At 65.7% G+C, this 21425-nt stretch carries 17 protein-coding genes; 5 read left to right on the top strand and 12 right to left on the bottom strand.

Features of this window, described 5'->3' with window-relative positions:
- Positions 1-171: 171 nt before the first annotated feature.
- Positions 172-834, bottom strand: a complete 663-nt coding sequence (locus AC3WMU_RS26655) for a hypothetical protein (RefSeq protein ID WP_488705749.1) — start codon at positions 832-834, stop codon at positions 172-174.
- Positions 835-850: 16 nt separating this feature from the next.
- On the opposite strand from AC3WMU_RS26655, the gene rpoN reads away from it, so the two are divergent.
- From rpoN to bfr, 4 genes are all read left to right on the top strand, one after another.
- Positions 851-2278 (top strand): RNA polymerase factor sigma-54, encoded by a 1428-nt coding sequence (gene rpoN, locus AC3WMU_RS26650; protein ID WP_492283192.1) that lies wholly within the window; start codon positions 851-853, stop codon positions 2276-2278.
- Between the two features lie 123 nt (positions 2279-2401).
- On the top strand, positions 2402-2683 hold the full coding sequence (locus AC3WMU_RS26645; RefSeq protein ID WP_006224492.1) for a (2Fe-2S)-binding protein: 282 nt from the start codon (positions 2402-2404) through the stop codon (positions 2681-2683).
- 189 nt (positions 2684-2872) lie between these two features.
- Positions 2873-3787, top strand: coding sequence for a DMT family transporter (locus tag AC3WMU_RS26640; RefSeq protein ID WP_006224493.1), 915 nt, complete (start codon positions 2873-2875; stop codon positions 3785-3787).
- Between the two features lie 376 nt (positions 3788-4163).
- Complete coding sequence (bfr, locus tag AC3WMU_RS26635) at positions 4164-4640, top strand: bacterioferritin (protein WP_006216785.1); 477 nt, start codon at positions 4164-4166, stop codon at positions 4638-4640.
- A 248-nt stretch (positions 4641-4888) separates the two neighbouring features.
- On the opposite strand, the gene AC3WMU_RS26630 is transcribed toward bfr, so the two are convergent.
- From AC3WMU_RS26630 to AC3WMU_RS26615, 4 genes are all read right to left on the bottom strand, one after another.
- Positions 4889-5581 (bottom strand): hypothetical protein, encoded by a 693-nt coding sequence (locus AC3WMU_RS26630; RefSeq protein WP_280027215.1) that lies wholly within the window; start codon positions 5579-5581, stop codon positions 4889-4891.
- 24 nt (positions 5582-5605) lie between these two features.
- On the bottom strand, positions 5606-7213 hold the full coding sequence (locus tag AC3WMU_RS26625; RefSeq protein ID WP_088589779.1) for a peptide chain release factor 3: 1608 nt from the start codon (positions 7211-7213) through the stop codon (positions 5606-5608).
- Between the two features lie 109 nt (positions 7214-7322).
- Positions 7323-7952, bottom strand: a complete 630-nt coding sequence (locus AC3WMU_RS26620; protein ID WP_006224496.1) for a LysE family translocator — start codon at positions 7950-7952, stop codon at positions 7323-7325.
- A 60-nt stretch (positions 7953-8012) separates the two neighbouring features.
- Entirely contained in the window at positions 8013-9572 is a 1560-nt protein-coding gene (locus AC3WMU_RS26615; protein WP_280027218.1) for a DEAD/DEAH box helicase, read from the bottom strand.
- Positions 9573-9876: 304 nt separating this feature from the next.
- Between AC3WMU_RS26615 and AC3WMU_RS26610 the strand changes: the two genes are divergently transcribed.
- Positions 9877-11349 (top strand): YdgA family protein, encoded by a 1473-nt coding sequence (locus tag AC3WMU_RS26610; RefSeq protein ID WP_492283191.1) that lies wholly within the window; start codon positions 9877-9879, stop codon positions 11347-11349.
- A gap of 91 nt (positions 11350-11440) precedes the next feature.
- Here AC3WMU_RS26610 and AC3WMU_RS26605 read toward each other — a convergent pair whose 3' ends face one another.
- The 7 genes from AC3WMU_RS26605 to AC3WMU_RS26575 all read right to left on the bottom strand — a co-directional run bounded on the left by AC3WMU_RS26605 (position 11441) and on the right by AC3WMU_RS26575 (position 21300).
- On the bottom strand, positions 11441-12649 hold the full coding sequence (locus AC3WMU_RS26605) for a metal-dependent hydrolase family protein (protein ID WP_006224500.1): 1209 nt from the start codon (positions 12647-12649) through the stop codon (positions 11441-11443).
- A gap of 25 nt (positions 12650-12674) precedes the next feature.
- Complete coding sequence (locus tag AC3WMU_RS26600) at positions 12675-14405, bottom strand: ABC transporter ATP-binding protein (protein WP_006224501.1); 1731 nt, start codon at positions 14403-14405, stop codon at positions 12675-12677.
- Positions 14406-14412: 7 nt separating this feature from the next.
- Positions 14413-15339 (bottom strand): ABC transporter permease, encoded by a 927-nt coding sequence (locus tag AC3WMU_RS26595; protein ID WP_006224502.1) that lies wholly within the window; start codon positions 15337-15339, stop codon positions 14413-14415.
- Between the two features lie 91 nt (positions 15340-15430).
- Positions 15431-16402: an ABC transporter permease gene (locus tag AC3WMU_RS26590; protein WP_006224503.1), complete on the bottom strand. Its 972-nt coding sequence runs from the start codon at positions 16400-16402 to the stop codon at positions 15431-15433.
- A gap of 144 nt (positions 16403-16546) precedes the next feature.
- A complete protein-coding gene (locus AC3WMU_RS26585; protein ID WP_006224504.1) occupies positions 16547-18154 on the bottom strand; it encodes an ABC transporter substrate-binding protein in 1608 nt (535 codons plus the stop codon).
- 355 nt (positions 18155-18509) lie between these two features.
- Positions 18510-19898: a GTPase/DUF3482 domain-containing protein gene (locus tag AC3WMU_RS26580; RefSeq protein WP_492283190.1), complete on the bottom strand. Its 1389-nt coding sequence runs from the start codon at positions 19896-19898 to the stop codon at positions 18510-18512.
- Complete coding sequence (locus AC3WMU_RS26575; protein WP_424625683.1) at positions 19891-21300, bottom strand: DUF2868 domain-containing protein; 1410 nt, start codon at positions 21298-21300, stop codon at positions 19891-19893. Before AC3WMU_RS26575 ends, AC3WMU_RS26580 begins: the two co-directional genes overlap by 8 nt.
- Between the last annotated feature and the right edge of the window lie 125 nt (positions 21301-21425).

Genomic DNA, 21425 nt, shown 5'->3' with positions numbered 1-21425 from the left:
GAGGCTGGCTGCGCATCCGGCAGGTCTCGGCTGCCGATCGAGTTTGACTTGTGTGCGCGGCCCGCGGTTGCGCGAGCCTGGAGCGGCCAGTATAGGACGGGCCTGCTGGCAGGGGACTGAAACAAACAGGCCGCCTGTCGGCGGCCTGGAATCAGGAGAAGGGCCTGGCGCTTAGCGCGCCGGGCCGATGCGCGGTTCGACGTAGCGGTCGCCGCGGGTTTCGCCGCGCACTTCAACGCGGGCGGGTTCCCGGCGGCCGTCGTCACGGCGGCCGTCGTCACGGGGATCGCGGCCCGGGCGGGCGGCGCTGCCTTCCAGAATTTGCGCCTGTTCGGCCACCATGGCGATCTTGCCGATGCGGTTGTGGCGGATTTCAGACAGTGAGCGGCGCAAATCGCCGACTGTGAAGGGCTCTTGGCGGTCGCCCCAGGTCCAGCGCAGCACGCCCAGCGACTCTTCGGACAGGTTCGGCGCCAGATCGGCCAGCACGTCGGTACCGACCGGCGTGGCCGCGCCCGAGGCCAGGCTGGCGGAGAACCAGGCTTTAACCGAGAAGAAGACGATCAGCGTCCAGATGCCGGCCACGACCCACCAGATGTACGGGTTCACCTTCTGAACCATGTCCATGGTGGGCTGACCCAGGGAATGCAGGAAGTCGTAGTTCATGCGTCTGCCGAAATCGAGTATCCAGGAGGCGACCAGATACCAGAGGATCACGGCAACGGCGATGACTATCGCGCGCACAACGAGTCGGGGAAGCGCCAATTTGAGCAGGGTCTGGCCGATAAGTCGGCTGTCCTGGCGAACGCTTGCGGGCGAAGTCAGATTCATCATGCAAAATATTGTACCTATGACCCGCCCAATTTTAGAACTGCGACCTGGCCAGCATCTGACGCTGACCCCTCAGCTACAACAATCGATACGATTGTTGCAGTTGTCTACGCTCGACCTTGAGGCCGAGATCTCGCAAGTGCTTGCGGACAATCCCCTGCTGGAACGCGAAGACGACACGCCCGCGGCCGAGGCGCAAGCCGAATCCGAACGTGAATCTTCCGTGCAGGACGACGAGCCCGCCGCGGAACGCGAGACGCCGGTGGATGAAATGCCGGGTTCGGGCGGGGTCTATTCGGACGAGGATTTCGGCCCCCCTGAAACGGCGCGTCCGGACACCCTGCGCGAACACCTGCTGGGGCAGTTGATGCTGACGCGCGCCGCGCCGCGCGATGTTGTGCTGGCGGCACTGCTGATCGACGAGCTGGACGAGAACGGCTACCTGGGATCGCCGCTGGAAGAGATCCTGGGCTGGCTGCCCGCCGACACGGAACCGGACATCGACGAATTGCGCGCCGCGCTGTCCTTGTTGCAATCGTTCGACCCGGTCGGCATCGGCGGACGCGACATGGCCGAATGCCTGCTGTTGCAGCTGCGCAACCCCGACCTGACTCGCCTGCCTGAAGCGGCCGACCCCGCTGTCCTGGCCTGCGCCCGGCAGATCTGCGCCCAGCACCTGCCCTTGCTGGCTACCGGCAATGCCGCCCGCCTCTGTGCGGCCGTGGGCTGCGACGAAGCCACGTTCCGGGCGGCCCACTCCCTTATCCTGCGTCTGGAACCCCGTCCTGGGCGCGCCTGGACGGTGCCAGCGGCCGACTACGCGGTGCCGGACGTCATCGTGCGCAAGACCCGCCGCGGGTGGCAGGTCACGCTCAACAGCGCCGCGGTGCCGCGGCTGCAGATCAACGGGCTGTACGCCCAGATGCTGGGCAACCAGAAGGAATCCGCCCACGCGGGCCTGCAATCCCAGTTGCAGCAGGCCAAATGGATGATCCGCAACGTCGAGCAGCGCTTCGACACCATCCTGCGGGTGGCCCAGGCCATCGTGGAACGCCAGACCGCCTTCTTCAGTCAGGGCCCATCAGCCATGCGGCCCCTCATCCTTAAGGACATCGCCGGCGAACTCGGCCTGCACGAATCGACCATTTCACGGGCCACAACGCAGAAGTACATGCTCACTCCGTTTGGCACGCTGGAGCTCAAGCGCTTCTTCGGCGCGGGGGTGTCCACCGACGGCGGCGACGCCACCTCCGCCACGGCAGTGCAGACCTTCATCCGCCAGATGGTCGCGGACGAGAACCGCGCCAAACCCTTGTCCGACAGCCAGATCATGCAAAAACTGGCCGATCAGGGGATAGTGATCGCCCGCCGGACGGTGGCAAAGTACCGCGAAGCGCTGCGAATCGCCCCGGCCACCCTGCGCAAGGCGCAGGCGTCGGCGCGCTGAAATAAGGGACGAATCTTTAAGAATTCGTCCTTTGTTTCAACGGGTTGCGCGTCAACGGTCCGTTGCAAATTTATTGTGGCAAGGGGCTTGTCATCGGTTGAATAATTTTCGATAATCATTCGCATGTACATTTGCGTATGTAATGCCATCACCGAACGCCAAGTCCGCGCCAGCGTGGACGGGGGCGCGACGACGCTGTCCGACCTGCAATTCGAGCTGGGCGTGGCCACGTGCTGCGGCTGCTGCGCGGCAACCGCCGCCGAGTACCTGCCAGGCGGCCGCTGCTCCAGCGTATGCGACGTCCGTTCCATCGCCGTTCCGGTCAATGCGCCCGCTACGCTGGTTGAATCGGGCGCGGCTGCGAACCACAGCAGCTTCCCCATTCCGCTGGTCGCCGCAGGCTAAGCATCGGCCGTCTTTCCCGGCTCGCTGCCGTCACGCAGCGGGCCGCGTCGTTTTCTTTCGCAATATCCCCCGTTTTCCTGATTCTGCTGGCCGGCTTCGCGCCGGTTGACGGGTTGCGCCTGACGGGCGGGACGCGCAGAATGCCTGCTCCACGCGGCATGCGTGGCGCCCTGCTCTCATGGAACCCCGATGAAGGCTTCCCCGCCTGCCGTTTCCGCCACCCCGACCGCCCATGGCGCGCCGGGGATCAGTTGGGTGCCGATCGCCGCGTTCTGCTTTCTGTGGAGTTCCGCCTTCGCGGCCGCCAAGATCGCGGTGCGGGACTGCCCGCCGCTGACTCTGCTGACGATCCGCTTTCTGATTGCCGGGGCGCTGATGCTGGGGATCGCCGCCGCGGGCCGGCAGGGAAAACTGCCCAGCGGCCGCGATGTGGTGTCGCTGATCCTGCTGGGCGTCTTGAACAACGCGCTGTACCTGGGGCTGAGCTGGACCGGCATGACCACCGTGTCGTCCGCGTTCACCGCCGTGCTGATCAGCACCAATCCCTTGCTGATCGGCGTGCTGGCCGGACCGGTGCTGGGTGAGAGCCTGTCCTGGCGCAAGCTTGCCGGACTATGCCTCGGGCTGGCGGGGGTGGCCCTGGTGCTGAGGTCGCGGTTAAGCGGCATGCAGGAAGACATGCACGGCACCTTGCTGGTGACGGGTGGCCTGGTGGCGCTGGTAGCGGGCACCCTGCTCTACAAGCGTCTGAAGCCCTCTGCCGGGCTGTGGACGTCGACGGGCATCCAATCGCTGGCCGGCGCCGTCGCCCTGCTGCCGTTCGCGTTGATGCACGAGAGTCTAGGGGATGCGCGTCTGACCGCCAGTCTGGTGTGGAGCATGGCCTACATGATCGTGGCGGTGTCGATGGGCGGCTACTACCTGTGGTTCATGATCCTGGGCCGCGCCAGCGCCACCTCGGCCAGCGCACTGCATTTCCTGATGCCGCCGTTGGGCCTGCTGTTCGGCTGGCTGGTGCTGCGCGAACCCGTGTCCTGGCTGGACCTGCTGGGCATCGTGCCGATCGCCTTCGGCATCTGGTTGACCACGCGCAAAGCCGCTTGATCCGTGCGCGGCCACAATCGCGTTTCGGGTTGCCGATATGCAACGACGCGGCCTTGCGCAATTCCAGGCCGCTTTTCCCTTACGGGTTAGGCCTGCTTGCGCAGGTAGCGCCGCGATACCGCGATGGATTCCTCGCCATCGCTTGCGTGCAGGCCGCATAACGCCTGTCTTGTGCCTGCAAGGCATCAAGTACGCATACTCATTCTCATTGGCTTGTCGCTTTCTTGTAGCGGTTCTAAAGCGGTTTACCAAATGCAGCGCAAGGCTAGGCGCGGCCCTGCGGCTGATGGTAGTCTGCCGGGGTTGCGTACGCGCGGCATCGTGCGCTCCTTTGTCGCGATGCATTTGCGTCGCGCCTGACTGCAAGGAGTCCATTATGAAAGGCGACAAAACCGTCATCCAGTTCTTGAACAAGCAACTGACCAACGAACTGACGGCCATCAACCAATATTTCCTGCATGCCCGCATGCTGAATCATTGGGGCTTCGACAAGCTGGGCAAGCACGAGTACGAAGAATCCATCGGTGAAATGAAGCACGCGGATCGCCTGATCGCGCGCATCTTCATGCTGGATGGCCTGCCCAACCTGCAAGACCTGCACAAGCTGCTGATCGGTGAAGACGTGCCCGAGCTGCTGGCCTGTGACCTGAAGCTTGAGCAAGCAGCGCATGCCACCGTCGTGGAAGCGATTGCCTATTGCGAATCGGTGCGCGACTACGTCTCGCGCGATCTGTTCCAGGACATCCTGGACGACACCGAAGAGCACATCGACTATCTGGAAACCCAGATCGACCTGATCGACAAGGTCGGCATCCAGAACTACCTGCAAAGCCAGATGTCCGTGCCCGAATAAACCTTCCGGCCAAAGCAATGGCGCCCCTCGGGGCGCCATTTTTTTCGGCCGCATCGCTTGCGCAGCGTGGGGGCATCCTTTTGCCGCCGGGCCGTCTCAAGGCAAAAGCGCCCCCTCGGGGGGCAGCAAGCGCGCATCGCGTGCGCAGCGTGGGGGCCTTCTTTTGCCGCCGGGCCGTCCCAAGGCAAAAGCGCCCCCTCGGGGGGCAGCAAGCGCGCATAGCGCGCGCAGCGTGGGGGCTCTTTCTTTTACTGTGGACGGGCCGGGCATTCGGCCATCGTGCCCCAGGCGCGGTTCGGCGCACAGTACTTGTTGCGCGCGGCCCAGGAACACGAGGGGCGGTCGAAGAAGCCTTGTGAGGCGCATTGCGCCAGTTCGCGCTTGAGGGCGTCTTGCCAGCCGGGCGCGCCGGGGCTGAGCGCCGTATTGGGCGGGGGCGGAGGCGCCTGCACCATTTGCGGGGTGCCGTAGCCGCCGGCCTGGGCCTGCGCCTGGCCGCCGTTGATGGCGGTGGAGGTGCCGGGCACCTGCAAGTCCAGCGTGCTGACGTCGGACGTGCCCGAGGGCAGCGGCACTTCGGAGGCGGCCGCGATTTCGCGGGCCTGCTCCGGCGTGATGCGTTCGCGCGAGAGCTTCACGGCGGGATCGCTGACGGTGTCGAACAGCGACACCGTATTGACCTGCCATTCACGGTCTGCGGGCTTGTCCGGCACGCCCAGGGTGCCGTCGATGCGGGGCTGCGGGGGCTGAGCCACATAAGGCCGCCCGTTGGCGTCCAGGACAGGTTGCTGCGAAGCCGCCGCGTCCTGCCCAGGAGCCGGTGCAGCGGGGGGCGCGTGCGCCACCAGCCAGTCACCCAATTGAATCCCGCCCCAGGCCGACGCGCCAAGCGCGATCAGGAGCGTTGCGAATAATAAACGCCAAGACATTGCTACCCTCATCTGCCGTGCGGAACCCGAACGGGTTTACGCCTTGTCCCCGAAAACCTTGCCGCCGTGCTCGCGCATTGCATGGAATTTCACTTCGGGATACAGGTCCTCGGCCACGCGCAACTGCGCAGGGGAACTGATCAAAAACGCCGCCGCATCGACCACATCATAGGCGATATGGGCCGCATTGGCATCCATGAACTTGCGCAGCGCTTTCGGGTTTTCAGACGTAATCCAACGTGCCATTGTGTAGCGGGAAGGCAGCATCCGGGCGTCTGCGCCGTACTCCGTCTTGAGGCGGTGGGCGACCACTTCGAACTGCAGTTGGCCGATCGCGCCCAGCAGCAGCGAGCCGCCGGCCGCCTCGGGACGGAACACCTGAATGGCGCCCTCTTCACCCAGTTGGGTCAGGCCGGTGCGCAGTTGCTTGGTGCGCAGCGGATCCTTGACTTCGACCGCCTGGAAGAGCTCGGGGGCGAAGAACGGCAGGCCCGTGAACTGGAGGGTTTCGCCTTCGGTCAGCACGTCGCCCAGTTGCAGCACGCCGTGGTTGGGGATACCGATCACGTCGCCGGCATAGGCCTCGTCCAGCAGCTCGCGCCGCTGCGACAGGAAAGACACCACGTTGTTGGGGCGCATTTCCTTGTTGGTGCGGGCGACCTTCAGGCGCATGCCGCGTTCGAAGCGGCCCGAGCTGACGCGCACGAAGGCCACGCGGTCGCGGTGCGCCGGATCCATGTTGGCCTGCACCTTGAACACCACGCCGGTGAACTTGGGCTCTTCGGGCAGCACTTCGCGTTGCAGCGCCATGCGCGGGCCCGGGGGCGGCGCATGGTCGACCAGCGCGTCCAGCACTTCCTGCACGCCGAAGTTGTTGATGGCCGACCCGAAGAACACCGGGGTCTGCTTGCCGGCCAGGAACTGCTCGCGGTCGAACGCGGGGGCGGCTTCGTTGATCAGTTCGATCTCGCCACTGGCCTGCTCGAATGCCGAGCCGTAACGGCGGGCGATTTCGGGGTTGGTCAGGCCTTCGATGACGTCATCATTGTCGGAACGGCGTTCCTGGCCCGGGCGGAAGACGCGCATGCGGTCGCGGCGGATGTCGAACACGCCGCCGAACGCCTTGCCCATGCCGACCGGCCACGAGAACGGCACGGCGTCCATGCCCAGGTGGCCTTCGATTTCAGACAGCAGTTCCAGCGGCTCGCGCACCTCGCGGTCCATCTTGTTGATGAACGTGATGATGGGCGTGTTGCGCGCGCGGCAGACCTGCAGCAGGCGGATCGTCTGCGGTTCAACGCCGTTGGCGGCGTCGATCACCATCAGCGCGGCATCCACCGCCGTCAGCACCCGGTAGGTGTCTTCGGAGAAGTCCTGGTGGCCCGGGGTGTCGAGCAGGTTGATGACGCAGTCGCGGTATTCCATCTGCATCACCGAGGACGCCACGGAAATGCCGCGTTGCTTTTCGATTTCCATCCAGTCGGACGAGGCGTGGCGGGACGCTTTGCGCGCCTTGACGCTGCCGGCGATCTGGATCGCGCCTGCGAACAGCAACAGCTTTTCGGTCAGCGTGGTCTTGCCCGCGTCAGGGTGGGAAATGATCGCGAACGTTCGGCGCCGCGCAACTTCTTGAGGGATATTCATGGTCGGAGGATTGTACTTAACGCCGCTTGTTAGGCCGGCGCGGTCCGGCTGCTTGCATGAAAAGCGCGGGGCACGCGCCGTCGCCGACGCGTGCCCCGCGCATGAATATTCAGGAATGGCGGCGGAACGACGCCAGGAATACGCCAGCCAGGATGAACAGCGACCCGAAGGTGCGGTTCATCCAGCGGATGTGCTTGGCGTCGCGCAGCATGCGCAGCACGCGCGCCGCCAGCAGCGTGTACACGCCCATGGCGACCAGGTCGGTGAAGGCCAGCGTGCCGGCCAGCGCCGCATACTGCGGCGTCAGCGCGAGCGCCGGGTCGACGAACTGCGGCACCACGGCCAGCAGGAACACCGTGCCCTTGGGATTCATGGTGTTGATCAGGAACCCGCGCATGACGAGTTCGCGGATCGACGCCTGCTTGGGGTCGCCCGCGTCGACCGCGACGGGCGCGGCATCGGTGCGGATCTGGCGAATGCCCAGGTAGATCAGGTAGGCCACGCCCAGGTACTTGACCACATTGAAGGCCATTTCGGACGTGGCCAGCACCGCACCCAATCCCACGGCCACGACGACGAACTGGAACAGGATGCCCATGATGAGGCCGGCCGTGTTCCAGTAGCCGCGTGCAAAACCGTACTTCAATCCCGAGGACATCGCCGAGATCGCGCCCGCTCCGGGTGAGAACGAAATGGCCCAGGAGGCCAGGAAGAACGTCAACCAGGTGGATAAGGGCATGATGGCGCGGGTCCTTGGATCGCAGGAAGTGGGGGGGCCGGTGATATTACCTGCTGGGGATTACTTGCCCAGCAACGCCGCGCGGGGGGCGCCGGACGAGCGGCCCTGAGCCGGGCGACCCGAGCCACCGTTGCCGGCCGGACGGGCAGTCCCTTCGGGACGGCGCTGGCTTTGCTGCGGGCGGCCTTCGGCGCGGCCGGCGTGCGCCGGACGGTCAGCAGGCTTGCCATCGCGAGCACCGCCGTTGCCGCGGCCTTCGCCGCCGGCACGGGCCGGCGCGGGGGCACGGCCGCCAGCGGCGGCGCGGGGCTGGCCCTGGGCCGGACGCGAACGGCCGGCGCCGGCATTGCCGCCACCGTTGCCGCGACCGGCGTTCCCGCCACGGCCGCCACCGCCGTTGCGGTTGCCACCGCGCGGGCTACGGGCATCTTCGTCGCGTTCCTGGCGCTCGAAAGCGGCAGCGCTGGTCGGGGACGGGGTCCAGCCTTCGACCGGCTTACGCTCGATCGTCTTTTTGATCAGGCGCTCGATGTCCTTCAACAGCTTGATTTCGCTGTTGTCGACCAGCGAGACCGCGGCGCCGGTGGCGCCGGCGCGGCCCGTGCGGCCGATACGGTGCACGTAGTCTTCCGGCACGTTGGGCAGTTCGAAGTTCACGACCTGGGGCAGTTGGTCGATGTCCAGGCCGCGGGCGGCGATGTCGGTGGCCACCAGGACCGTCACGGTGCTGTCCTTGAAGCCGGCCAGCGCGCGGGTGCGGGCCGATTGGCTCTTGTTGCCGTGGATCGCGGCGGCGGTCAGGCCGTCCTTGACCAGCTTTTCAGCCAGGCGGTTGGCGCCGTGCTTGGTGCGCGTGAACACCAGCACCTGATGCCAGCCGCTTTCGCGGATGATGTGGCTGATCAGGTCGCGCTTGTGGTGCTGTTCCACCATGTGCACCGTCTGGGTGACCAGTTCGGTGGCGGTGTTGCGCGGGGTCACCGAGACTTCGCCCGGGTTGTTCAGCACACCGCGTGCGAGCGTGCGGATCTCGTCGGAGAACGTGGCCGAGAACAGCAGGTTTTGGCGTTGCTTGGGCAGCAGCGCGAGGATCTTGCGGATGTCGCGGATGAAGCCCATGTCCAGCATGCGGTCGGCTTCGTCCAGCACCAGGATTTCAACGCCGGACAGGTCCACCGTCTTCTGGCCGCAATGGTCCAGCAGGCGGCCGGGCGTGGCCACCAGGATGTCCAGCGGCTTGCGCAGCGCGGAGATCTGGGGGTTGATGTTGACGCCGCCGAACATCACCATGGACGTCAGCGAGGTGTACTTGCCGTAGGTCTGCACCGATTCCGCGACCTGCGCGGTCAACTCACGCGTCGGGGTCAGGATCAGGCAACGGGGGCGGCCGGGCTTGCGCAGTTCCGGCTTCTGCTGCATCAGCAGGTGCAGGATCGGCAGCGTAAAGCCGGCGGTCTTGCCGGTTCCGGTCTGTGCGGCGGCCAGCAGATCGCCGCCTTTGAGCACTTGCGGAATGGCTTGGGCTTGAATGGGGGTGGGTGCGGTGTAGCCGGTATCGGCAATGGCGCGCAACAGGGAATCAGCCAGCCCGAGGTCGGCAAAAGGGGAAGAGGTAGTCAAAACAACTCCAGCGGCAGCCCGTCGCTCAAGTTGAGAGACTCCAATCCAGGCGGACGAATAAGGAGAAAAGGGAAGCGCCCTGATGGGCGAAGCTTGGCAGCGAAGGGCCTAGCGGACGTGTGCAGATTGGCAAAGCACACGGTGCGATTGTAGCTGATGTGGCATTGCAGCACCGGTGGATTTTTCGTAAGGCGGTATCACCACGTAACATATTGCATCGCCTATGCACGAAATAAGTGTTTTCCCTAGGCGGCACTCCCTATAATCCGTGCGCTTATATCCATTTGAAGAATAAAGGATCGCTATGAAGAAATCGGCGTTAGTGGGTGTCGTTGTCGTACTGGGTGCAGTGTGGACCGGCACGGCCTGGTACACGGGCCAGAAGGCCGAGGACTTCGTCAATCAGTCGATCGCGAACGCCAACGACAGCCTGAAGACGTTTAGCGACAAGTGGGGCATCGCGTCCAAGGTTGAGTTGGTGTCGTTCGAGCGCGGCGTGTTTTCGTCCACCGCGCGCTATCGCGTGAAGTTCACCGCGCCGGCCACCGAAGGCAAGCCGGCCGAAGAGCGCGACGTGTTGTTCGTTGAGCAACTGAGCCACGGTCCCCTGCCCCTGTCCAACCTGAAGACCGGCTCGTTCATGCCGGCCATGGTGGCCAGCGACTTCGCCCTGGAAGAGACCCCGGCGGTCAAGGAATGGTTTGCCGCCGCCAAGGGCGTCACGCCCCTGACCGGCCATTACAGCGTCAGCTACGGGAAGAACATCACGGGCAAGTTCAACCTGGCGCCGGTGGAAGTGGCCAAGGGCGACACGAACCTGAGCTTCTCGGGCATGACCGGCAACGTCGAATACGCCACGGGCACGAAGCACGGCGTCGTCGACCTGAAGACGGACAAGCTGGTGCTGTCCGGCCAGTCGGAGAACAGCGACATCGTCAGCATGGCCCTGCAAGGCATCACGCTGACCAGCGACCTGACGCCGGCCTCCAACGACATGTACGTGGGCAACCAGAAGCTGACGTTCAAGGACTGGACGATCACCTCCAAGGAAAAGCCGCCCGTCCAGTTCAAGGACACCACGATCGCCGTCGATGTGGCGGAAGCCAATTCGCTGCTGGGCGCCAAGATGGCCCTGGATTTCGGCATGATCAACGTGCAGGCCAAGGACATGGCGGGCTTGAAGCTGGCCATCGACGTGCAGAAGCTGGACTCCAAGGCGTTCAAGGCGCTGAACGACGTCTACGAAGCCGCTTCGCGTCGCATGATGCAAAGCAAGGGTGAAGAGCAGACGCCGCAGTTCACGCCCGAAGAGCAGCAGATCCTGAAAACCAACGTCGAGCTGTTGCTGGCCGGCAATCCGACGCTCGCCGTGTCGCCGCTGGAAGTGCGTACGGCCAATGGCACGTCCACGTTCAACCTGAACCTGGATCTGGCCAAACCGGCCTCCATGGACGGCGAGTTCGCGGACACGCTGACGCAGGCGGTGCGCAAGCTGGACGCCAAGCTGGTGCTGTCCAAGGGCAACCTGACCGACCTGATGGCGATCGAACCGCAAATGCGCGGCGTGCCGGCCGAGCAGGCTGCGCAGACCGCCAAGGGTCAGGCTGAAATGGTCGGCACCATGGCGGCCGCGATGGGTATGGCCAAGGTCGAGAACAACAACATCGTCTCGTACCTGAACTATGCCGACGGCCAAGTCGACTTCAACGGCAAGAAGATGCCGGTCGAGCAGTTCCTGATGATGGTGATGAGCGGCGCAATGGGCGGCGCGCGCTAAGGCGCACTCCCCGCACGCAGCATCAAGGAAAAAGCCGCCGCGCTTCACAGCGCGGCGGCTTTTCTTTTTATCGCCGGGCGCGTTGTCGCTGTCAGAACGGCAAGGCGCCTGCGGCCACTTCGCCGTTGCGCAGCACCGCCACATGGAAGCGTTTGTCGGCCGCTTTCAGGATGTCTTCCGTGGGATCGCCCTGCACCAGCAGCAGGTCGGCCACCTTGCCGTCGGCCAGGACGCCATGCTGGTCCAGACCCATCAGGTCGTGGCCGCGCGAGGTGCCGGCGATCAGCGCGTCCACCGGCGTCATGCCGAACTCCACCATGTAGGCCAGTTCCATGGCGTTTTCGCCATGCAGGTTGAACGGCGTGCCGGCGTCCGTGCCCATCGCGATCCGGCCGCCCGCCTTGTAGTACATCTGGAACGATTCGCGGTGGCGCTGTTCCACGGCGCGGGCTTTCTCCACGGCATAGGCCGGGATGCCGTTGTCGGCGTTGGCGATGATGTTGCGCACCGCGGCGATGGTGGGCACCAGATAGGTCTGGGCCTCCAGCATTTCGCGCAGGCAGTCGTCGTCCATGAAGATGCCGTGCTCGATGGAATCGATGCCGGCGCGCACCGCGTTCAAGATGCCCTGGGTGCCTTGCGCGTGGCTGGCCGTGCTTTTGCGAAAGCGCTTGGCCTCGTGCACGCCCGCCTTCATTTCGTCGAAGCTGTAGTGCGCGTCCATCGGGCTGACGCCGGGCGTCATGACGCCGCCGGTCGCCATGATCTTCACCAGGTCGCAGCCGGCGTGCACCTGTTCGCGCACCGCCTTGATCACGTCTTCACAGCCGTCGGCGATGCGGCCGATGCGGTTGCCGTGGCCGCCCGTCATGCAGATGATGCGACCGGATGCCTTGATGGTGGGGCCGGGGAACACGCCGCGCGCGATGGCGTCGCGCACGCCGAATTCCAGATAGTCCTTGCCACCGCAGTCGCGCAGCGCCGTGACGCCGCCGCGCAGGCTGGCCTGCGCATTCTCCAGCGCGGTCAGCGTGATCTGGGCCGGGCCTTGCTTGCTTAACTGCGCATTGGGATCGGCGCCGCCGGTATAGACCAGGTGGACATGGCAGTCCGCCAGGCTGGGCATCAGCGTCATGCCGGTGGTGTTGACCTGCATGCCGGCGTAGCCTTCGAATTCGGCCGCCGGCGCCACGCGCGCCACCCGCTGGCCGTCGACCAGCACGCCGTGGCCCTGCAGCATCTTGCCCTCGCCATCGAATACCTGTCCGCCGATGAAGAGGGTCTGTCGTGTCGCCGTCATGTCTCGCTCCGGTTGCGCTCAGGCGTCAGCCTTCCACCACGTCCAGCCCCTCGCGGGACATGGATTGCAGGCGGGGCATCAATCCAAGCAGGTGTTGGCTATAAGGGTGTTGCGGATGGTCGAACAGGCTTTCCGTTTCGGCCACTTCCAGCAATTCGCCGTAACGCATCACGCCGACGCGGTCGCACATCTGGCGGATCACCGGCAGGTCATGGCTGATGAACAGCATGGTCAGGCCCAACTCTTCCTGCAGGTCTTTCAGCAGGTTCAGGATCTGCGCCTGGATGGATACGTCCAATGCGGAGGTGGGCTCGTCGCAGATCAGGAAGCGCGGGCGCGTGGCCAGCGCGCGGGCGATGCAGATGCGCTGGCGCTGGCCGCCCGAGAACTCGTGCGGGAAGCGCTCGGCCGCGCGGTCGCCCAGGCCCACCACGTCCAGCAGGTCGGCCACGATGCGGCGGGCCTCGGCTTCGCTTGCCGCCAACTTGTGAAAGCGGATGGGCTCGGCCACGATGTCCAGCACGCGCATGCGGGGGTTCAGCGACGAGAACGGATCCTGGAAGATCATCTGGATCTGGCGCCGGAACGGGTTGAGGTGCTTTTCGCCCTTGAGCGCGGTCAGGTCCGTGCCGCCGAACGTGACGGAACCTTCCGAGGGCGTGTACAGCCCCGAGATCAGCCGCGCCACGGTGGATTTGCCGGAACCCGATTCGCCCACCAGTCCGAAGACCTCGCCTTCGCCGATCGAGAAGTTCACGCGCTTGACTGCGTCCAGCGTGCGCTGGTTGCGTTTGAACAGCGCGCTCTTCAACACGAAGCGCATGGATAGGTCGCGCACCTGCACCAGCGGACCGTCGGTATGCGCGCCGAAGTCGCGCCGTTGGCCCAGCCAGTGCGTGGCAAGATCCAGGGGCTGCGACGGCGTCTTCACGTCTTCGATGTAGGTGACCAGCGGAAAGCGCTTGAGCTTGATGTCCGGGCGCGGCACGGCCGAGATCAGGCTGCGGGTGTAGGGGTGGTCGGGATCGCCCAGGATCTTGGCGGTGGGGCCTTGTTCCACGAGCTTGCCGTGATACAGCACCGCCACGCGGTCGGTCACGTCCGCGATCACGCCCATGTCGTGCGTGATGATGATCATGCCGACCTGCTCTTCACGGCACAGCTTTTTCAAGAGTTCGAGGATCTGCGCCTGGATGGAGACGTCCAGCGCGGTGGTGGGCTCGTCGGCGATGATCACCTCGGGTTCGCAGCACAGCGCCAGCGCGATCACCACGCGTTGCCGCATGCCGCCCGAGAACTGGTGCGGGTACTGCTGCACGCGCAGCTCGGGCTGGTCGATGCCGACCTGCACCAGCAGCTGCACGGCGCGCTTCTTGGCTTCGGCGTGCGACAGGTTCAGGTGCACCTGCATGGTCTCGACCAACTGGCTTTCCACCGTCTGCAAGGGGTCCAGCGAGGTCAGCGGATCCTGGAAGATCATGCCGATGCGGCGCCCGCGCACTTTGCGCTTCTGTGCCGGCGTCAGCGTGTCGATGCGTTCGCCGTTCAGCAGCACCGAGCCGCCGGCCAGTCGTCCGGGTGCTTCCAGCAAGCCGATCACCGCGTTGCCGATGGTGGATTTGCCTGCGCCGGATTCGCCGACCACGCCCAGGATCTCGCCTTTTTCCAGGGACAGCGATACGCCGTCCACCGCCACCAGCGTGCCGCGGCGGCTGGGGAATTCGATGCGGATGTCTTCGATGTTCAACAGGGCCATGACGTCCTCAGCGCAGCTTGGGGTTAAGCGCGTCGCGCAGCCAGTCGCCCAGCAGGTTGACCGATAGCACCAGCGCCACCAGCGCGATGCCGGGGAAGATCGATATCCACCACATGCCCGAGAACAAGTAGCTGTTGCCGATGCGGATCAGCGTGCCCAGCGACGGCGACGTGACCGGCACGCCGACGCCCAGGAACGACAGCGTGGCCTCGGTGATGATCGCGATCGCCAGGTGGATGGTGGCGATGACCAGCACCGGGCCCATGACGTTGGGCAGGATGTGGCGGCGCAGGATGGTGATGGGGCCGATGCCGATGAGGCGCGCGGCTTGCACGTATTCCTTGTTGCGTTCGACGAGCGTGGAGCCGCGCACGGTGCGCGCGTACTGCACCCAGCCTGAAATGCCGATGGCGAAGATCAGCACGTACAGCGCCAGCTGGTCATGCATGTCGCGTGGCAGGATGCCGCGCGCCACGCCGTCGATCAGCAGGGCGACGAGGATGGCGGGAAACGACAGCTGGACGTCGGCGATGCGCATGATGAAGCTGTCGATGCGGCCGCCGGCGTAGCCGCTGATGAGGCCGAGCGTCACGCCCAGCACCATCGAGAACAGCACCGAGGCAAACCCCACCAGCAGCGATACGCGGGAGCCATACAGCACGGCCGACAGGATGTCGCGGCCCTGGTCGTCGGTGCCCAACAGGAAGTCGGGGCTGCCGCCCTCTTCCCAGGCCGGCGGCGTGTTGGCGTCCATGATGCTGAGCGACGCCAGGTCGAAAGGGTTGTGCGGCGCGATGATTGGCGCGAACAGCGCGCCCAGCAGGATGGCCAGCGTCACGGCGGCGGCAATGATGGCGCCAGGCGAACGCTTGAAGCTGTGCCACAGGTCGCTGTCGGCGGCGCGGGCAAAAAGGGGAGCGATGCGAGCAATCATGTGATTTCCTTTTTTACCGCTGGGCCGTCCCAAGGTAAAAAACGCCCCCCTGGGGGGCAGCAAGCCGAAGGCGCGGCGTGGGGGCTATTTTTCATTTGCTCTGCACGCGCAGACGCGGGTCCACGGCGAAGTACAGCAGGTCGACCACCAGATTGATGACGACGAACATGAACGCGATCAGCACCAGGTAGGCGGCCATCACGGGGATGTCCACCATGCTGATGGCCTGGATGAACAAAAGCCCCATGCCGGGCCACTGGAACACCGTTTCCGTGATGATGGCGAACGCGATGATGGACCCCAGCTGCAGGCCGGTGATGGTGATGACGGGCACCATCGTGTTCTTCAAGGCGTGGCGGAAATTGATCAGCCGTTCCGGCAGGCCGCGGGCGCGCGCGAACTTGATGAAGTCGGCGCGCAGCACCTCCAGCATCTCGGCGCGCACCAGGCGCATGATCAGCGTCATCTGGAACAGCGCCAGCGTGATGGCCGGCATGATCAGCGCGAGCCAGCCCGACTTGGTCAGAAAGCCGGTGGTCCACCACCCCAGGCTGACGACGTCGCCGCGTCCGAAGCTGGGCAGCCATCGCAGCTGCACGCCGAAGACCAGGATGAGCAGGATGCCGATCAGGAATGTCGGCAGCGAGATGCCGGCCAGCGAGATCGCCATGAAGGCCTTGGACAGCACGCCGTGCCGCTTGAGCGCGGTGTAGATGCCCATCGGAATGCCCAGCGCCAATGCCATGACGGCGGACACAAAAGACAGTTCCAGCGTGGCGGGCATGCGTTCTTCAAGCAGTTCGCTGACGGGCCGGCGCTGGCGGTACGAGATACCGAAATCGCCTTGCACCGCATTACCGACGAAGCGGGCGAACTGCACCACGAAGGGATCGTCCAGGCCGAGCTCGACACGCAGCTGCGCGCGTTGTTCAGGCGTGGTGTCCTGGCCGACCATGCTGGCGATCGGGTCGCCCACATAGCGGAACATGGAGAACGCGATCAGCGCCACCGTCAACATCACCAGCACCGACTGGATAAGCCGTTGCGCAATAAAGGAAAGCATTATCGGATGCCCTCGTTTGCAGATAACGCCGGGCCGCGTTTCCGTTGAAAGCGGGAAGCGGGGCTGGGCCGGGCGCGCCCGGACGGCTCACGCCGTCCGAGGCTCACATCGTCAGGAAATCAACGCAGGGATTGCGGCAGGCGGTTACGGCAACACCACGTCGCGCAGGTCGAGCACGTCATCGGCGCGCTGGATGACCTTGATGTTGTCCTTCACGCCCCAAGACATCGGTTGCTGGTGCAGCGGCAGGTAACCGAAGTCGCTGCGCACGATCTCGAACGCTTCCTTGATCATGGCGTTGCGCTTGGTCTGATCGGTTTCGACGCCGATCTTGTTGGTCAGGTCGTCCACCTTCTTGTTGCAGTAGCCGCCCAGGTTGAACTGGCCGGCCGCCGTCTTCGCGTCGCGGCAGGCTGCCAGGTTCAGCAGCGCGTTGTGCGCGTCGGTGGAGCTGGGCGTCCATCCCAGCATGTACATGCTGGTCTGGTTGCCCGCCTGCAGCAGGATCTTGCCGAAGTACTTGGACTTGGTCTGCGCCAGCAGGTTGATCTTGATGCCGACGCGCGCCAGCATGCCGGCCACCGCCTGGCAGACCTTTTCGTCATTGACGTAGCGGTCGTTCGGGCAGTCCATCGTCACCGTGAAGCCCTTGGGGTAGCCCGCTTCGGCCAGCAGCTTCTTGGCGCGTTCGGGATCAGGCTTGTAGGGCGCACCGTAGGAGTCGGCGTAGCCGTTGATGGCGGTAGCCACCAGCGAGCCCAGCGGCTTGGCTGCGCCGCGCATGATCTTCTCGTTGATGGCCTTGGTGTCAACCGCCAGCACCACGGCTTCACGCACCTTGGCGTCCTTGAAGGGGTTCTTGCCCTTCACATCCGAGAACAGCAGTTCGTCGCGGTCCTGGTCCATGCCGATGAAGATGGCGCGCGCTTCGGGCGCCGTCAGCGGCTTGACGCCCTTGGCGTCTTCCAGGCGCTTCCAGTCCTGTACGGGCACGGGTTGCACCAGGTCCATTTCGCCGGAGATCAGCGCGGCCACGCGCGTGGCTTCCTGCGTGATCGGCTGGAAGATGACTTCGTCGACGTTGGTCTTGATGTCCTTGTTCCAATAGTCGCCATAGCGCTTGAGCACGGTCTTTACGTCAGGCTGGCGCGAGACCAGCATGAAGGGGCCGGTGCCGTTGGCGTTCAGGTTGGCGTAGTTGCCCTGGTTGTCACCCTTGACGTTGGTGGCTTCGGTGGTCTTGTTCTTCTCGGACCACGTCTTGCTCATGATGTACAGGAACACCCATTCGCGCGGCAGGATGGGGTTGGGCGTGGGGGTGGTGACTTCGATCGTGTAGTCGTCCACCTTCTTGATGTCGGAGGCCTTGGCGCCGTAGCCCTTCATGTCGGAGCCCGGCGTCAGGCTGCGCTTCCACGAGAAGATCACGTCGTCCGCCGTGAAGGGCGAACCGTCGTGGAACTTCACGCCTTTGCGCAGCTTGAACACCCATTTGGTCGGCTCGGGGTTTTCCCAGCTTTCGGCCAGCAAGGGGGTCAGTTTCAGGTTGCCGTCGTAACCCGCCAGCGTCTCGTAGATATTGCCCTGGAAACCGAGCGTGAAGGTTTCGTTCAAGGCCATCGGGTCCATCGACGTGGCGTCGCCTTGATAGGACCAGTGGAACGTCTTGGCGGCCGCGCCGGCGCTGAATGCCAGCGATGCCGCAACGGCCGCCGCCAGCGCAGCCTGCTTCAGGTGGGGAAAAGTACGCATAGCCCTCATGCTCCGTGTGGTGCGCGGATCGCGCGACAGAAGTGACAGGGCCCCGGCCCCATCGGGATCCGGGGCATGGCGTTGCTGCTTACGACGAAAGACGGCGTGGGGTCGGAAGGCGCGCGGCGCGAACTGCGCACGGGCCGTGGAGGGCGATGCCGGGAATCACTGCCGAGGACTTCGACTTCACGATAGACCCAACCCCTTGTGATTGTCATGGCGGGGACGGACCGCGCCGATGCAGAACGAATCTTATAGATCGATTCGTTTAAGCGTCAATCGGTTTGGATTGGGGTTAGTCCGCGCTTGCCGTCGGCCTTGAATGGTGCGTTCCACGCCGGGAACGGCGCGGTGATCAGGCGTCCGGACGAGGCGTGGCGGCAAGGTTTTTCGCCAACTCGTGGACGATGCGCTTCCTGCGGTCGCTGTCTTCGTAATGCTTGCCCAGCGCCGACCATTCCGGGCGGCTGCGCGCTTCTTTCAGGCCGTCGGGCAAGGGCCCCTTCTGCCAGGCGGCATCATCCGGAAGGGCTAGTTTCAATGGCTCGCGCGCGGCATGGCCGCGGCGTTCCAGCGCGTCGATCAATTGCCGCTGGCGCAGCGCCAGGAGGCGCAGCACGGCATCGTCCACGCTGATCTCGCGCCAGCCGCGCAGTTTGCCCGCCACGCGCTTGCCGAGTTTCTCCACCCCCTGCCACAGGCCGCCGGCGGCCGCGCCGATCAGCATGCCGGTGCCCAGGCTCAGGCCTGCGCTGAAGAGGTCCACCGCCGCGCCTGCCATTGCGCCGGCGGCCGCACCCATGCCGACCTGCACGCCCATGTCTTTGAGCGCCTGCGGATGAAACAGGTCCATGCCCCAGCGTTCGCCTTGCAGCGGCAGCGCATCATCCGAAAAATCAGACGGACGGAAGTTATAGAGCGCCAGCAAGGCGTTCACGCAGGTCTGTTCGCGTTGCCGGACCTGATCGCGCAACTGGTTCGATGCGGTGGCCAGCGCGGCCTCGTCGCTGGCGCTGGACACGTGCAGCGCCGCCACGTCGACCAGCAGGTCGGCCAACAGTTCGTAGGCGGCGGCGTGGCGTTCGCGGCGTTGCGCGGACAGGCTGTCGGACAGCCGCGCTAACGCGCCGGCGTGCCGGTCAAGCAGCACGCCCAGTTTGGCGTACAGCTGCTGTTCGCCATCGAGCGGCGGCGCGACCGTGTCGAATTCCACCACCGCATGCAGGCCCAGCCGCGCCATCGCGCCGCGCCATTCGTCGGCACGGTGGGCGGGCGCGTTCACGAAGTTCAGCACGGGCAGCAAGGGCCGGCCGCAGGCGGCCAGGATGGAGAGTTCGTCGCGGTGCTTGCCCAGCACAGGATCGCGCGCGTCAATCACGTAGAGTGCGGCGTCGCAGTCCAGCATCTTGGTCAGGACGCGGGCCTCTTGTTCATAGCGGCCGTGCGCTTCGGGCGTGTCGAGGAAGCGGCGGATGCGCGCCGGGCCGTCCAGCCGTTCTTCGGGGCCATCCAGCCGCTCCAGGTATTCCAGCAGGGCGATGCTGTCTTCCATCCCGGGCGTGTCGAACCATTCGAGCACGGCACGGCCTTCCAGGCGCAGCCGCGCGCCTTCGACGTGGCGTGTGGTGCCGGGGCTGTCGGCCACCTCGCCGAACGCGGTGTCGCGCGTGAGGGTGCGCAAGAGCGAGGTCTTGCCGGTGTTGGTGTGGCCCACCACCGCGATCTTGATGACGTCGTCAGCCATGGCCGGACTCCAGCCACGTCAGCGGGGCCGTAGGGGTTTGCAGGATGGCGTCGGCAGGCAGGCCCAGGGCCAGCAGCCGTTCGCGCCACAGCGCGGCGCGCGTGCCGGCGCCCGACTCATCCTCGGGCCCCGTGATGAGCCACACGCCGGTAGCCTGCGCGTGGGCGGACAGTTCGGCGATCAGGGACAGGGTGCCGCGGTCGGGCGTCTGGCGGGCGTCGCAGGCGATCAGCAGGCGCGAGGCCGCGGCCTGCGCAAGCGCGTCCAGCACGCGGTTGCGTTCTTCCCGCGTGTCCAGGTTGCCGGCCATCTGGATGCCCGTGGGCACGTCCGCGGGCGGCCAGGGCAGGTCGGCGGGCAGCTCCAGGCCCAGCAGCACAGCTTGCCCGCCCAACCCGGCCAGCGACGGCGCGCGGACGCGGGGTTCGTGCAGCGGGTCCACGGGGCGGTCGATGCCGAGGGATTGCGCCGGCGGTTCCAGGCGGTCGCGCAGCGGTGAAAAACCGGCCAGCATGGGGTCGATGCGTACCCGGCGCAGCGCGCGCAGCGTGGCGGCCACGCACAGCGCGCCCGCCAGCAGGCGCGGCAGGATGCCGTAGACCACCAGCACCCCGATCAGCCACAGCGACCACTGCACCTGCGCGTCGGCGGTCAGGGTCTGCGCGCCGTCGCTGGCGCGGATGACTGCGGCGTCCGGCATCGGGAAACCCAGGTGCGCGGGCAGCCAGCCGATGGCCTGCGTCAGCCCCACGAAGGTGTCGGGGGCCAGCAAGGTGGTGGCCCAGATGAAGCGGTAGCTGGCGGTGGACAGCACCGCCAGCAAGGCCGCCAGCGCGGCGCACAAGGCGGCCAGCCACAGCAGGTGGCTGATGGCGCCGAAGAGCCAGCGCAACGCGCCTGCGCGCGCCAGCAGGTTCAGGAAGGCCTGCGGCACCAGGGCGCCGTCGGGTCCGCGCGCCAGCTTGCGGGTGGCCCAGAGCCAGAGGCGGCCCAGTCCGGTCATGGCCGACGCCCTGACGAGGAAGCTGGCCAGCCACAGCAGGAAGGTCAGCGCGTGCAGGCCGAGCAAGGCGCCCAGCGCCCACAGCACGTTGACCGGCCGCGATCCGTCGCCCAGCGCGCCCAGCGCAACGCCGATGCCCGATATCAGGGCCAGCACGAACAGTACGGCCAGGATGCCGCGCGCGCTGCGGCGCCAGGCATCGACCAGCGGGGTCAGGTTTTCACGTTGCGCCAACAGGTCGGCGCGGGCCAGGATGCGCGAGGGCAGATCGGTGTCCAGCTGCCGCACGCGCCGCACGGCGTCGGCGTCGTCCAGCGGGCCCCAATGGGTTTCGCGCAGGCGGATGAGTTCGGCCAGCCAATGCGCGCGCAGCGGGCGCGGGGCGGCGGGGCCGGCCATGAGATCGGAATCGCGAGAGGTCGTGGACGGCATCGCGTCGTGGGCAAGCGCGGTGGGACCGCGGTGTCAGGCCGCTAAGGGCGATGGGCCATTGTAGACCGCGTGGGTCGGGAAACGGGGCCGGA

This window comes from Achromobacter sp. FW305-C-13, from assembly GCF_058783475.1.
Note: the sequence above shows the minus strand (reverse complement) of the source record. Positions and strands in the feature narration are given on the sequence as shown.

Excerpts from the sequence above, each read along its gene's own strand:
- AC3WMU_RS26600 (WP_006224501.1), bottom strand. The coding sequence starts at position 14,405 with ATGGCCCTGTTGAACATCGAAGACATCCGCATCGAATTCCCCAGCCGC.
- AC3WMU_RS26590 (WP_006224503.1), bottom strand. The coding sequence starts at position 16,402 with ATGCTTTCCTTTATTGCGCAACGGCTTATCCAGTCGGTGCTGGTGATG.
- AC3WMU_RS26580 (WP_492283190.1), bottom strand. The coding sequence starts at position 19,898 with ATGGCTGACGACGTCATCAAGATCGCGGTGGTGGGCCACACCAACACC.
- AC3WMU_RS26645 (WP_006224492.1), top strand. The coding sequence starts at position 2,402 with ATGTACATTTGCGTATGTAATGCCATCACCGAACGCCAAGTCCGCGCC.
- AC3WMU_RS26585 (WP_006224504.1), bottom strand. The coding sequence starts at position 18,154 with ATGCGTACTTTTCCCCACCTGAAGCAGGCTGCGCTGGCGGCGGCCGTT.
- AC3WMU_RS26640 (WP_006224493.1), top strand. The coding sequence starts at position 2,873 with ATGAAGGCTTCCCCGCCTGCCGTTTCCGCCACCCCGACCGCCCATGGC.
- AC3WMU_RS26655 (WP_488705749.1), bottom strand. The coding sequence starts at position 834 with ATGATGAATCTGACTTCGCCCGCAAGCGTTCGCCAGGACAGCCGACTT.
- AC3WMU_RS26610 (WP_492283191.1), top strand. The coding sequence starts at position 9,877 with ATGAAGAAATCGGCGTTAGTGGGTGTCGTTGTCGTACTGGGTGCAGTG.
- AC3WMU_RS26595 (WP_006224502.1), bottom strand. The coding sequence starts at position 15,339 with ATGATTGCTCGCATCGCTCCCCTTTTTGCCCGCGCCGCCGACAGCGAC.
- AC3WMU_RS26630 (WP_280027215.1), bottom strand. The coding sequence starts at position 5,581 with ATGAGGGTAGCAATGTCTTGGCGTTTATTATTCGCAACGCTCCTGATC.
- rpoN (WP_492283192.1), top strand. The coding sequence starts at position 851 with ATGACCCGCCCAATTTTAGAACTGCGACCTGGCCAGCATCTGACGCTG.
- AC3WMU_RS26605 (WP_006224500.1), bottom strand. The coding sequence starts at position 12,649 with ATGACGGCGACACGACAGACCCTCTTCATCGGCGGACAGGTATTCGAT.
- bfr (WP_006216785.1), top strand. The coding sequence starts at position 4,164 with ATGAAAGGCGACAAAACCGTCATCCAGTTCTTGAACAAGCAACTGACC.
- AC3WMU_RS26625 (WP_088589779.1), bottom strand. The coding sequence starts at position 7,213 with ATGAATATCCCTCAAGAAGTTGCGCGGCGCCGAACGTTCGCGATCATT.
- AC3WMU_RS26575 (WP_424625683.1), bottom strand. The coding sequence starts at position 21,300 with ATGGCCGGCCCCGCCGCCCCGCGCCCGCTGCGCGCGCATTGGCTGGCC.
- AC3WMU_RS26620 (WP_006224496.1), bottom strand. The coding sequence starts at position 7,952 with ATGCCCTTATCCACCTGGTTGACGTTCTTCCTGGCCTCCTGGGCCATT.